14 protein-coding genes are annotated in these 13,686 nt (G+C 34.0%); all 14 read left to right on the top strand.

Translation table 11 applies throughout. The features are described 5' to 3' along the window. Positions 1 to 254: 254 nt before the first annotated feature. The 14 genes from MUB35_RS25595 (at position 255) to MUB35_RS25530 (ending at position 13,683) form a co-directional block, all read left to right on the top strand. Complete coding sequence (locus MUB35_RS25595) at positions 255 to 617, top strand: helix-turn-helix domain-containing protein (protein WP_054337521.1); 363 nt, start codon at positions 255 to 257, stop codon at positions 615 to 617. Then, on the top strand, positions 595 to 1,305 hold the full coding sequence (locus MUB35_RS25590) for a LytR/AlgR family response regulator transcription factor (RefSeq protein ID WP_054337522.1): 711 nt from the start codon (positions 595 to 597) through the stop codon (positions 1,303 to 1,305). Before MUB35_RS25595 ends, MUB35_RS25590 begins: the two co-directional genes overlap by 23 nt. A 1-nt stretch (position 1,306) precedes the next feature. Then, positions 1,307 to 2,644 (top strand): sensor histidine kinase, encoded by a 1,338-nt coding sequence (locus tag MUB35_RS25585; protein ID WP_114002298.1) that lies wholly within the window; start codon positions 1,307 to 1,309, stop codon positions 2,642 to 2,644. Between the two features lie 140 nt (positions 2,645 to 2,784). Continuing rightward, complete coding sequence (locus MUB35_RS25580) at positions 2,785 to 3,627, top strand: zinc dependent phospholipase C family protein (RefSeq protein WP_226824568.1); 843 nt, start codon at positions 2,785 to 2,787, stop codon at positions 3,625 to 3,627. A gap of 153 nt (positions 3,628 to 3,780) precedes the next feature. Next, on the top strand, positions 3,781 to 4,944 hold the full coding sequence (locus MUB35_RS25575) for a radical SAM/SPASM domain-containing protein (protein ID WP_054350812.1): 1,164 nt from the start codon (positions 3,781 to 3,783) through the stop codon (positions 4,942 to 4,944). Beyond that, positions 4,934 to 6,616, top strand: coding sequence for an ABC transporter ATP-binding protein (locus tag MUB35_RS25570; protein WP_117843954.1), 1,683 nt, complete (start codon positions 4,934 to 4,936; stop codon positions 6,614 to 6,616). The genes MUB35_RS25575 and MUB35_RS25570 overlap by 11 nt, the downstream gene beginning before the upstream one ends. An 8-nt stretch (positions 6,617 to 6,624) precedes the next feature. Then, positions 6,625 to 7,614 carry a S8 family serine peptidase gene (locus MUB35_RS25565; RefSeq protein WP_244807031.1) on the top strand — a complete coding sequence of 330 codons (990 nt, stop codon included), beginning with the start codon at positions 6,625 to 6,627 and terminating at the stop codon, positions 7,612 to 7,614. An 11-nt stretch (positions 7,615 to 7,625) separates the two neighbouring features. Further along, a complete protein-coding gene (locus MUB35_RS25560; protein ID WP_117843956.1) occupies positions 7,626 to 8,732 on the top strand; it encodes a radical SAM/SPASM domain-containing protein in 1,107 nt (368 codons plus the stop codon). Then, complete coding sequence (locus tag MUB35_RS25555; RefSeq protein ID WP_225084405.1) at positions 8,722 to 9,987, top strand: radical SAM/SPASM domain-containing protein; 1,266 nt, start codon at positions 8,722 to 8,724, stop codon at positions 9,985 to 9,987. Before MUB35_RS25560 ends, MUB35_RS25555 begins: the two co-directional genes overlap by 11 nt. 84 nt (positions 9,988 to 10,071) lie before the next feature. Then, entirely contained in the window at positions 10,072 to 10,215 is a 144-nt protein-coding gene (locus tag MUB35_RS25550) for a hypothetical protein (protein WP_173684407.1), read from the top strand. Positions 10,216 to 10,238: 23 nt separating this feature from the next. After that, positions 10,239 to 10,379, top strand: coding sequence for a hypothetical protein (locus MUB35_RS25545; protein WP_165852526.1), 141 nt, complete (start codon positions 10,239 to 10,241; stop codon positions 10,377 to 10,379). A gap of 17 nt (positions 10,380 to 10,396) precedes the next feature. Continuing rightward, on the top strand, positions 10,397 to 10,546 hold the full coding sequence (locus tag MUB35_RS25540) for a hypothetical protein (RefSeq protein ID WP_172538635.1): 150 nt from the start codon (positions 10,397 to 10,399) through the stop codon (positions 10,544 to 10,546). 103 nt (positions 10,547 to 10,649) lie between these two features. After that, complete coding sequence (locus tag MUB35_RS25535; RefSeq protein WP_117843958.1) at positions 10,650 to 11,348, top strand: ABC transporter ATP-binding protein; 699 nt, start codon at positions 10,650 to 10,652, stop codon at positions 11,346 to 11,348. After that, entirely contained in the window at positions 11,329 to 13,683 is a 2,355-nt protein-coding gene (locus MUB35_RS25530; RefSeq protein ID WP_118045835.1) for an ABC transporter permease, read from the top strand. Before MUB35_RS25535 ends, MUB35_RS25530 begins: the two co-directional genes overlap by 20 nt. Positions 13,684 to 13,686 lie beyond the last annotated feature (3 nt).

The raw sequence follows: 13,686 nt of genomic DNA, 5'->3' as shown, positions 1-13,686 counted from the left end.
AAAGAACAGCAGGAAAAACTATAAACACAGTTTTTCCTGCCGCGAATGGTTATCCACAAAATAAAAAAATAAATTTCGTCATTTTTTACAATGACTTATGCATACCTCTGAACAGTAACGATATATGCTCCTCAATTATAATTTTTTGAAAATAAAACTTGAAATATGGGTAAAAATACGCTATTTTTATTATAAATACCAACTTATGAAGTGACTGGTAGTAAGTGTTTTATTATATTGATGTGGTGGTGAAAATGAATATAATTAGGCGAAAGAGAAAGGAATTGGGGATTTCTCAAAAAGAATTAAGCGAAAAGTTAGGTACGAGTCAACAGACAATCAGCAGGATTGAAAAGGCAGATATTGAAAATATTCCCTGTAGCTTATTGGTGAAACTGGCAAATATATTTGACATACCAATAGATGTTTTGGTATATGGAGATAATAGTGATTTGTGTAAAAGTCAAATTGAAGAATTATGGGATGTTTTTCAAAAGTTAGATGAGATAAATAAAGCTACGTTATTGTTGATGGGAAGAAGGCTAAATGAAGCACAGATGGAAAATATGCTGAAGAAGCAGATAGGTGATATGAGTGATAAAAATAGCGATATGTGATGATGAAAAATATTTTGTAGATACAGTTGAAAAAATGCTAAAAATTTATGCAGAGAAAAATGGTAAGGACTTTTGTATAAAAAAATATACAAAGCCGTTGCAGTTAATGGAATCTTTAAAAGAAGAATTCCAAATTTTCTTTTTGGATATAGAGATGCCTGCGATGGATGGCATGGAGTTGGTGGATATTATCCGCAGACATGATGAAAAATCAATTATTCTTTATGTATCATCTCATAATGAATTTTTAGGGGTTGGATATAAGTATGATGTCCAAAATTTTATTACAAAACCAATTACACAAGTACAGATTAATTGTGAAATGAATAGAGCATTAAGAAAACTAGAGTCATATGAGCAAAAATACATAGCAGTAAAGAATGAGAAAGGATACTTTAAACTATTTCTTTCCGATATAGAATACATTGAAACCGTGAAACGAAAGGTTTTATTTCATCTACGAAATGGAAATCAGGAAGATGGATATTTTAAAATGAGAGATTTAGAAGAACGCTTGGAAAAATACTATTTTGTACGTTGTCATAATGGTATTATTGTAAATGTCGATTGTATTGAATCATTACATGATCTTACCACTACACTTTATTCCGGAGCTAAAATTTATATTACACGGTCTAGAAAACAAAACCTAATGAAAAAAATGGCAGAACGGGGAGGAAGTGTATAGTGTGTATGCACAGAGTATTATAAAGAATCTTTTTTCAATAATTAATATTTTTCTGATTACATATTTGTTGATTGATAGAAAAAACAATCAAGAGTATCGAAAGAAAAATTGGTATTCCTATGTTTTGTGCATTGGAAGTATTTTTCTGGTGCGGGTAATGGAGAATGGGGTATCCATACATATCGTTTATAATTATATTACGATTGTGATTATTGTCATGTTTATAGGACATTTTTTATTTCAACGGAATATGAAATATTGTATTTTGATAGGCAGTATTTTCTTATCTATTTCGTTATTAGGGCAATTACTAAGCAGTATTTTCCTATATCCATATAGTGGAAATAGAGTATTAGCTGAATTACCAGGAATATACCAAGTGGTGATGATGGTAATTGCAGAAAGTGTTATTATTGCCGGATGTTTGACATTAAAGAAAATTATAGAAAGAATTCCACCGCATTTATCAAGCATTAATGTGATGACAATTTTCATCCCGTTATTGCTTAATATTATAGTTATGGCAGTATGTACCGATAACCTATATAATGATAAAAAGGTAATTATTGGAAACATATGGTCAGTTATTACAATATCAATAGTTCCTATTGTTATGTTTTTAGGAACTGTCTGTAACATAGTGATTTTGGAGAACTACTTAAATGTAAAAAAAATCGAAAATGAAAAAAAGCTTCAAATAAGTGAGATGAGCTTGCAGTATGATTATTATATGAAACAATCGAAAGATATGGAAAATATCCGCAGGCTTTCCCATGATATAAAAAATCATTTGGAGGCATTGAAAGAAAATATAGAGCCAGAACAAAAAATAGAGTATATTAATGGTATTGAACGTAAATTAAATAAGTATCAAAGTTACTATAAATCAGGGAATACTTTTATTGATAATTTGCTTCATACGAAACGATTGGAGGCTATCGAAAAGGGAATTGAATTTAAGGTGTTTGCCGATTTTACAGAGTTTCGACAGATAAGAAATGAGGATTTATGTGTCATAATTTCGAATACAATAGATAACGCATTAAGAGAATGCCGGTTAATGAAAGAAGAAAATCCTATGGTAGAGTGTTTAGTACAGTTAAAGGCTAAAAAAGTAAAGGGGTTCTTGTCAATTTTATGTGAAAATAGCCTAAGAGATTCACAAGTACGTTATCTGCGAGAAAATGCAACACTGGAAACATCAAAGGAAGATAAGAAAAATCATGGGTTTGGTGTCAAAAATATTAAAAGTGTGGTGAAAGATTATGGAGGAGAAGTATCATTTAGTGTTTTAGATGATATGTTTTCTGTTTCTGTGATTATTCCGATAGAAATATAGTGTGACAAGATGGTGCTTATGGAAAATAAGTGCCATTTTTATTGGTCCAGGCAGGGCATAAAAAATGCAAACTAAACAAATTATATGTTTTTTCTTGAAGCAGGATGTAAAATAAAGAAAAAAGAAGAGGAGGCATGGGTATGCGAAAAAAAATGAAACTATTTATTGCCATGGTATCAGTGGGGGCTTTATTGGGAACGATGCCAGTTATGGCAGCGGAACAACCAGAACTTCCAACGAAAGTGCAGGATATTGCGAATGGTTCTGATGAACTTTACGGGGAAGGAGTTCCGATTGAGCATGGCACAAATCCAGATGAAAGATTTTCGTCTGGTGGGGTAGATCATACACATCAGTATATTGTTGCAAACGCACTTAAAATTCTGAGCAATGATAAAGGAAATAGTGCATTCAATGGTGAGCTGAACTCATCTATTCTTATGGAGGCAACCGACTGGCCGGATAAACTTGGAAATGAAACAGATGCAGGAACTTTTGCAGGACACTTTTATGATCCTGATACTGGAAAAAACTGGCTTGGTCAAAAATCTCCGACAGCTAGGACAAGAGCAGAGTCATATTTTCAGGCAGCAGTAAATGCGTATCGTGCAGGAGATGTACAATTGGCTATGTCAAACTTAGGAAAAGGCACCCATTATGTATCAGACTTAAATGAACCGCATCATGCATCGAACTTGACAGCAGTAAACAGCAATCATTCCGCTTTTGAAAAATATGTTGATAAAAACCGTAAATCTTACACAATAGCAGGAAATTCGTTTGGCTCATCCGTATATACAACCGCATTAAATACATCAACAGGAGATTTGATGTATTCCGCAGCAAAACATGCGAAAGGGCTTGCGGCGGATGCTCAAAAGGAAAGTTCCTATGATAGTGCAGGCAGACAATCTGTGCAGCATGCTATACAGACGGTAACTCAATATATGTATAAATTTGGAAAAGAAGTTGGAATCTATTAATAAGAGTTTTTCAGGTCTTGGTATTAAGAATATCGAGGCCTGTTTTTTATGCCATTTAGACACTAAAATACGCAAAATAATCAAAATATATGGCGAGATAGGAGAATTTGATTAAAATTGTTTTTAGTATATTCAAGAAAGGAGTAGACAGATATGTATAATTTCACATTATATATGACAACAGATTGTAATTTTAAATGTCAGTATTGTTATGAAGACTACCATAACCATTATCAGTTGAATGAAAAAACACTTGTGGACTCTTTGGAGTTTATGATGAATTATGGGGATAGAGGGAAAGTCTTGATTGATTTTTTGGGCGGTGAGCCTTTGCTGAAGAAAGATTTAATTTACAAGGCAGTAGCCTATATCAAAGATAATTATCCGGAAAGGGAAGTAAAGTATTATATTACTACCAACTGTTCCATGATGGATGATCGGTTCATTGCATTTATGAAAGAAAATCATTTTACAGTACGCCTTAGTTTTGATGGGAATAAGGAAACCCATGATTTGAACAGAGTTGCGAAAGATGGAGTTTCTTGCTATGAAAAAATTTTTGAGAATATCATGAAGGTAAAGGATAGTGGATTGAATTTTTCTGTAAGAATGACGGTCACAGAAAATACCATTCCGTATATGTTCGAAAATATCTGTTACCTGCATGAGCATGGATTGGATAACATCTGTATGATTATGGATGTATATTTAAAAATATGTGATGAGCTGAAGGCAGAATTTGAAAAGCAGGTGGGACAAATTTTGCGGTACTATTTGGCTGAGGCAGCAGCGGGCAGAGTTTTTACTATAGATCAATTTGATGGAAAAATGTTTAATATGTTGTGTGATTTTGGGAACTGCTTTGGCATGTGCGATGCCGGAATTGGAAATTTCAAGATCTTTCCGAATGGTCAGATATATCCATGTGGATTTCTTACAAGTAATGAAAAATATTGTATAGGTAATATCAAGGAAGGCGTTGATATAAGAAAGGCAAAATTAATAGCAATGTCGAACTTTGATAAAACCGATCCGAAGTGCAAGGGATGCACAATCCGAGATTTTTGTCATGGTATGAAATGCGGATATATGAATTTTATCAATACAGGGAAGATTAATGTACCATCGGATGCAGAGTGTATTTTTGAACATATCTTTTATAAGGCAATGGTGCAGATTCTTGAATATTATTTACAGCAGCCGATTGAAATAGTTAGAGAAAAATTAGGAGTGTATATAGACTATATCCAGGAGGAAGATTTAAAATTCAGTGAGTTCGGAGAGAAGATTGCCAAGAGGTTAAGCGATGAAAAGTAAAGAAAGCCGTCCATATCTTGGATTTTTAAAAGAGTATGCTTTTAAGAAAAAGTTACTACCTTCCTATATTTTAACAATAGCAACGATTGTGTTAACGGCGGGAGTTTCTTTGGTGCGTCCGGAGCTGCAGGGAAAAGTGATAGATGATTTGGGGAATCCACATAGTACCAGTTTATCTGCGTTTATGCTCCTTCTGGTGGTGTTCCTGGGCATGTTACTGCTGAACTACCTTATGAATTATGTACAGCGTTATATCGTGGCTGTTATTTCGGAAGAGATAGCAGCAGATATGCGACAAAAGGTAGAAGATAAATTATCAACAGTAAGCGTGAATTTTTTTGAGAAGATAAAGCTAAGTGACATTTTGCTGAAAGTAGATAAAGATGTTTCAGCAGTGAAACAATGTGGAATCACAAGTATTATCACATTGGTTTCCAATATTGTTATCCTGGTGGTTGTTCCTCCATATATGTTTTCTATCCATAAGGGGATTGCCGTATCCAATATTATCTTACTTGTCAGTGTTCCTTTTATTAGTAGAATCCTGGGGAAATTGATACAGGAAACCAGTGGTCAAGTTTTGGAAGGATATAACAGCATAACCAATGTTCTGACAAACACCTATGATAATTGGTTTATTACAAGACTCTTTCAATGTGGGCAATATGTGCATGATATGTACTTTGAGAAAAATCAGAAATACAAAAAAGAGACGAATCGCCAGAATTTGTTGTACATATTGAATACATCTACGATACTCGTGATTCAGTTTATAGGAACAGTCATAATTTGGGTAGTCGGTGCACAAGAAGTATTTAAAGGAAATATGACCATAGGTACCATTATGGCCTTGATGAATTACCAGACAATTATTATGAATCCTATTATTGGAATCGCACAGTTTGCTAACGAGTATCATACAGCCGTAGTTTCCTTAAAGGATATCAATGGTTTGCTTCAGTATCCGGATCAGAAACAAGGAGATGGAGAGAAAGTAACAACAGTTAACAACATTTCCTTAGAAGAGATGAGCTTTTCTTATACAGAGTCGAATAAGAAGGTATTTGACCGGCTCAATTTGAAGTTCGAAAAAGGCACTCTTTACGGAGTTCATGGAAAAAGTGGACAAGGCAAAAGCACTCTGTTCAAAATTATAACAGGTGTGTATCAACCGACAGAAGGAAAAGTAGTTGTGAATAACACAGATTTGCAGGAATTAGATATTAACAGCTATTGGGAAAATACAGGATATGTTATGCAGCGTACACAGTTCTTCAATGATACGGTAAGACGGAATATGGGATTACTACATATTGTTTCGGAAGAAGAAATGGATACAGTGGCAAAGTGCTTGGATTTGTATGATGAAATCCATACTTTAGAAATGGTATGGGATACCGAGATAAAGATAGATCCATGCAATTTCTCAGAAGGACAAATGCGGCGTTTAGATATTATGAGGAATATTTTGAAAAATTCACAAATTCTGATTTTTGATGAAGCGACAGCAAATATTGATGAAAAACGAAGAGGGCGTTTTTATCAATTATTGCATGCGTTATCAAGGGAGAAAATTATTATTTTTTCTACGCACAATCTGGAAGAATTGCGAGAAGCAGATATTATTGTGGATTTGGAGAAGCTACATATAAGGCAGGTGAGTGAAAAGTGAGGATAGGTGTGTTGGATTCCAATGGATCTTTTGATAATCCTTTTTTTCAGGATAAGAAAATTGTAAAAATAGACTGCAAGTGGAAAGGTCAGGAATACAGTAAAGATGCCTTTGGATTTACCCATGCGGAATATGTCTGTTCTTTTATTTTAAAGGAAAACCCAGAAGCTGAAATTGTTCTGGTACCCATTGTGAGGAAGAACAAAAAGAGTACGGTTCTGGATATGATAGAAGGTATTGAATTACTGATAGAGGAACAGGTAGACATAATTAATATGAGTATGGGAGATGAGTACAAATATCACAAAGAAATAGAGGAGGTATGTAGAGCAGCTACAGAAAAGGGGATTTTGATTGTGGCAGCATACTCTAATCAGCAAGTAGAAGCAACCTATCCGGCTTCCTTCCCTTTTGTAATGGGAATAAGATGCCTGGACATAGAGAATCCTTTACAGGTTTTCCAATATGATGGGATAGGAAAGGATGTGATTTTTTCCTCTAAATTTTTTTCTCTTTATCATTTAGGCATTCCTAAGTTTTATCAGGGCAATAGCTTTGGGTGTGCTGTAATAACAGGGTATTTAAGCAATTATGAGGATGAACATGAACAGGCAATTTTACAGTTTACTCTCAACACTTTGAATCACTATTATCCATATCAAACATTGAAGCAGAAACAGTGTTATTTTCTAACGAACCGTATAGAAGAACCTTTAGAGCAGCATTTCATACGGGAAGTAACGAGAACAGAGAGATGTGATACTTTTGAAAGTGGAATGGAAAAATTGAGAAATATAAAAACAGCAGAACAGTATCCGGTGCTATTTATTGATCACAACAATTATCAGGAAATATGTGAGTATAAAGAGAGAATCAGGGTATATGCCATGGAAAATCCGAAGACAGAAATTATTTTGCGATATCCCTTATTTAATATGGTGGAAAGATTGGATTTCCAGAAGAAAACAAATAGAAATTTGAACCAATTTACAGTTTAGGAGGCAGGAAAATGTATACATTGTCATTAGAGATCATAAATAAGTGCAATTTGAATTGTACTTACTGCTATCTGGGCGAGAAGAAAAATACATACATGAGTTTAGAAACGGCTCAAAAGGCAATCGATATTGCTGTGCATGAAGCAAATAAACAGCATGATCGGACACTTATGGTTTACTTTATTGGAGGGGAACCCCTTATGGCATTTAATCTGATGAAAGATGTGGTAGATTATGCGAAGAAAAAATGCCAGGAAACAAACTTAATATGCAAGTTCAGTACTACGATAAATGGAACGTTAGTTACAGATGAAGTAATTGATTTTTTTGTGGAAAATACATTTGAGGTGAAGGTGAGTTTAGATGGTCCTGAGTATGTTCAGAATTTGAACAGGAGAGATTATGCAGGAACCGGAAGCTTTGAAAAAATTATGAAGAACCTTCCGTTATTGAGAAAATATGAGCAGGAAACAGGAAATCAGATTTCGGTAGCCAGTGTTGTGACAAGTAATAACTATCAATATTATGCAGAAAGTTTCCAGTTTTTGCTTGATTTAGGAATTAAAAAATTAGAGTCGGGAATTGATTATTATTGCTCCTGGAGTGATGAGCAGATACAGGGATTACGAGAACAGATAGAGAAGGTATTTGGTTTATATAAAGCACATATACAAAAAAATCAAGAAGTAATCTTTTGGAATCTTTGGGAACAATATCTGAAATCTTTCCTGATTCCATGTCCATTTTACGCATGTAAGGCAGGTTTGACAACTTGCTATGTAACAACGGATGGTGGGATTTATACTTGTGCGGAACTTCCAGAATTTAAAATCGGTTCTGTAGAAGCCGGGTTGGATGTTCCGAGGATTCGAGAGATTATTTACCTAGAGGATCAAGAGGATACAATGTGTAAAAAATGTCAATACATTAGACATTGTAAAACAAGAGGCTGTCAGGTGGCAAATTATGAAATTCACCAAAATGTATATCAACCTATAAAAGTGAATTGTGAAGTGACGAAGTGGATGTACCATCTGATTCAAACAAACTTAACTGAAAAACAGCTTGAAAAGCTGAAACAAGAATATGAAAGGAGATATTTACGTCATGGAAAGTAAGATGAATGAGTTTATTAAGATAACTGAGGGAGAAAAAGTGGCTTTAATTGATCCGGTAGGAAAAGTCTGCCTGGGGGTAAGTAAAAGATTTGCAGACAATTTAGATAAACCAGAGTTTCAGGAAAAGTTATTCCCTGTATGGGAGCAGCAAACTGAATTTGTAAAAGAAATAGAGAAGAATCATGAGAAAATCAATACGGTATATTTGATGGTAACCAGGAAATGTAATATGAATTGTGATTTTTGTGCGATCAGTGCAAACGACAAGCTTCGTCCAGAAAAAGAATTTAAGCTGGAGGATATACAGAATAAGGTGATTCCGTTCTTTCAGAAAAATAAACCACATAAAATGATTCTTACAGGTGGAGAGCCACTGATTAAAGATCAAATTGTGGAAATTGCAAAAGCATTAAGAAATGGTTTGACTTGCCCAATTACACTACAGAGCAATGGTCTTGCGATTACCGAGGAATTAACAGAACAACTCAAAGGATATATAGATGAAATTGATTTCAGTACCATGCACATGTTCGGAACACCTGAAAAGGAGCAGCAGCTAATTAAGCATATAGAGATGTGTCAGCAAGCCGGAATAAAGGTAGTCCTTACTTTCATTTATGAGAAAACCAATGAGATGGATTTGTATCGATTGATTGATATAGCTGCGAAATATGACATAGATGTTCTTTTTAATATAGTTTCATCCGTGGGTAGGGCGAAAGAAAACTCTGAAATTTTAACAGATATGGAGCATCTTGATATGAACCTGAAGATAGTAAAATATATATTGAACCAGGGATACGAGGATAAAAAAATTGGGGGAGCTTTTTATCAAAGAGTTCAGGTAAGAAATTCTTGTGGGGGCTATGGAAAAGTTATGGCAATTTTCCCGGAAGGCGATATTTACATGTGCCAGTGTATGGAGCAGAACCAGGTTCGAATGGGAAATATACTGTCCGATGAGCCACAGAAAATTTTACAGGAATTAGAAAATTTATTGAAAAAAGATGAAATTAAGAGGTTGTTCTGTGCTGAATATAAAGAAATATGTAAAGAATGTGATTATCGCTATATATGCGGTGGGCATTGTCTAGCATCAGAAGAACCTTATGATTATCGGTGTATTTTCTTAAAAGCAGTATTAAATTATGTGCTGTTTTACTATGATTCTAAAGCAAATAGAAGGAAAAATTTAGAAATTTATATTGAGTATATGGAGGAGGTAAAGAGAAGATGGGAGGAAGAACCCAACTAGGAAGAAAAAAGAGCAATTTAGACAAGAAATATAGATAAAAGGTATGTGAAAGCGTATAAATATAGGCATAAGGAGGTGAGTTCTATGGAAGAATTCAATACAGAAAGAAAATCCTCAGAACTTAACAAAGAGGAAGTAAATGTTTATACGGATGACTGCGGTGTGACAAGGTATAATTGTGTAACAGATTGTTTTTGGGTATTAGCTTTAGTTACAGCAGCGGAGTAAATTCGGAAAGGAGACAGTAGACTATGAACGAATTAAAAGAAAAAGAAGCTCAGGAATTATCAAAAGAAGAAATCAATGTTTATGCAGCAGGCTGTGGAGAAATTCAGAATCATTGTAAAAATGACTGCTTTGGTGGCGGATCTTTTCTGAATCCGGATTATTAAAGAGGAGGATCAGTGTCATGGAAGAAAAGAGAATAGAAGTAACTGAAAACGAAGAGTTATTAAAGGAAGAAGTTGATATTTATGAATTGCCAGACTGCGATATCGTTCGTAAGAAATGTGAAAATGATTGCATCGGTGGCGGAGCGTTTTTAAATACAACTAAGTAATACATACAAAAACATGGAAGGCTATTCGAGAAAATAAAATCGAGTAGCCTTTCATTGATATATAGATACGAATTAAAGAATGAATTGAAAGGAGAAATAAATTATGAAAGTATTGGAAGCAAGAAATATAAAAAAATATTATGGAAAGGAGCCTAATATAACAAAGGCATTAGATGGAGTAGATTTTAGTGTTGAAAAGGGAGAATTTGTAGCTATTGTTGGTACATCCGGAAGTGGTAAATCTACCTTATTGAATATGTTGGGAGGATTGGATATACCTACCTCTGGGGAAATTAAAATCCAAGGAAAAAAATTGTCAGACTTAAATGATGAGCAGCTTACAATCTTTCGAAGAAGGAATATAGGCTTTATTTTTCAAAACTATAACTTACTCCCCATGTTAAATGTTTATGAGAATATAGTTTTGCCAATTGAATTAGATGGGCAGGAAGTTGATCAGGTATTTTTGAACGAAATTATTAATATGCTCGGTTTAAAGGAGAAACTGAAAAGTATGCCGAATATGTTATCTGGTGGACAACAGCAGCGTGTTGCCATTGCAAGAGCCTTGATTACGAAGCCGGCAATTATACTTGCAGATGAACCTACAGGAAATCTTGACAGCAAGACGAGCCAGGATGTACTGGAATTGATTCAAAGCACGAGTAGAAAATTTGAGCAAAGTGTTGTGATGATTACTCATAACGAGCACATTGCAGATTTAGCAGAACGAATAGTGAGGATTGAAGACGGAAAATTTTTGAAAATTGGAGTTGGTGAAGATGAGAAAACAAGGGGATAAAAAAGCAATAAAAAATATTGTACAGAGGAATCTTCGGTCTGAAAAGCGAAGAAATATTATGTTAGTGATTTCTATAGCTCTAGCATCATTTTTGATATGCTTTTCAGGACTAATTGCGACTTCACTGCTGGAAGTACAAAAAAAACAGATTCAGGATACATACGAAGCAGTATACATGAATGTTTCAGAAGAAAAACTGTTAAAGCTAAGAGAAGAAACGGGATTTGAAAGAGTAGGACAATACTACATTGTTGGGGATATACCGTCTGATAAAACATATACTGCTGCTTTTTTTTACATGGATCAGCCAATGCTCTATATGATGAGAAACCAGATGAGTTTATTTAGTGGAGAACTTCCAGAGGAAGAAGCTCAAATTGTCGTATGTAAAAAATGGTTGGATAAATATGATAAAGATAAAAAGGTAGGAGATAAGATTACATTAAACACGGAACAGCTATCAGGAAAATACACGATTTCAGGGATTCTTGATATGGCAACTAGTGGAGAAACATTTCCATTTTTAATATCTTGGGAAAAACTGAAAAATTATGAAGACTATAATGAAGACTCCAGCATGGTTTATGTGCATGTGAAGGAAAAAAATGCTGAAGAAATAAAGAAATATTGCAGCGAAATTGGTGAAATAAATAATCTACCTGTAGCATTTAATAATCGATATTTTCGGTACGTTAATCAAATGATTTCTGCAGATCAATTAGGTATCTTAGGAATATTAATTGGACTCGTTTTGATAGGAAGCTATACTGTTATAAAAAGCATTTTCCAAATTTCTATAATTAATAAAATACAAAATTACGGACAACTTAGGACGATAGGAATGACACAAAAGCAGATAAAAAAGATTGTAAAAAAGGAAGGAAGGTATTTAGGTGTTAGAGGAATACTGATAGGTATTACATTAGCAGTTCTTTGTTCAGCGATAATACTAGCAAAAGGGATTAATATTAGGAATTATATCGTATGTGCAATGATAACCGCAGCTATCTGTAGCATTATTGTCAGCATCTCTATAAATAAACCAGTTAAAATAGCAATGAAGGCCTCACCGATGGAATCTGTGAGGATGACAGCAATTAGTAATATAAAAATATCAGCACAAGAAAAAAATAGAAAGCTTACGCCAATATCTTTGGGAATAATGAATTTTAAGAGAGAACCCAAAAAAGTATGGAGCATTGTTATATCATTAAGCCTCGGAGGAATTATTCTGTTAACGGTATCTTCAGCTTTACTTTTACAGTCTCCGGTAAAGATGACACAACACTATTTTGGTGATGCTGATTATAAAATATATATAAAGTCAGATAAAGAACCTACGGAACTATTATATTCCGGGAATCCCCTTAATGATAATTTGAAAGAAGAAATTGGTAGTATTCCAGGCATAAATGAGATGCAAACATTAAGAAAATCAGCAACCTTTACCTTCGAATATAAGGGATATGGAGGAAGAGGAATGTGTGATATGATTACCACGCAAAATAAGAAAGAAATTGAAGATTCATTAGTTGCAGGGCGAATGCCTGAAAATTCCCATGAAATATTAGTAAAGACTGGTTACGAAGATTTTGGGGAAGAAGTAAAGGTAGGAATGCAATTTGAGATATCCTTTGGGAAAGAGAAAATCCCAGTAACAGTATCAGGAATTTTCCAATCAACTAAATTTGCATCTGCACTAGGAAGTGGGCGTGGGGGATTTAATGCTGCGATGATGTGTATGACGGAAGATGCTTTTAAAGAATTATTGCCTGGAATAAAAAATTTTGATTTCACATGGGGAATAAACATTGATCCAAAGGAACAGAGCAGTGTTGATGAAAATCTTCGAAATACGATTTCAAAAAACGAAGATATTGCAATCGAAAGCTTTAGCGAAAGAGTGAAGGGATATGAGAAAGACAATACAATATATTTCGTTTTGCAGGTAATTTCAATCCTAATTTTTCTTTTTGGTGTGATAAATTTGATTAACACAACATTGTCAAATCAATTATTTAGAAGACGTGAATATAGTGTTTTACGGTCTATAGGATTGACAGAAAAGCAGCTTTATAAAGTTATTATCGGTGAAGGTATGTGCTATTCTATCTTAAGCATTTGTATGACTTTGCTAATTGGAACTCCTATTGCAATGTTAATTTGTCGTCAAATGAGTATAAGCTGTTATGGGAAAGTGGTAGAATATTCATTTCCGTTTTTTTATATGGGTATATACGTATTGGTGCTTCTGTTAATACAGGTTATATTATCTATTTATCAAATAAGAGAACAGAAGAAAAAATCAATTATTGATCAACTAAGAATGGAATAGTTA

It is taken from the genome of Blautia sp. NSJ-175 (assembly GCF_022867815.1).
Taxonomy (GTDB): domain Bacteria; phylum Bacillota; class Clostridia; order Lachnospirales; family Lachnospiraceae; genus Blautia; species Blautia celeris.
Note: the sequence above shows the minus strand (reverse complement) of the source record. Positions and strands in the feature narration are given on the sequence as shown.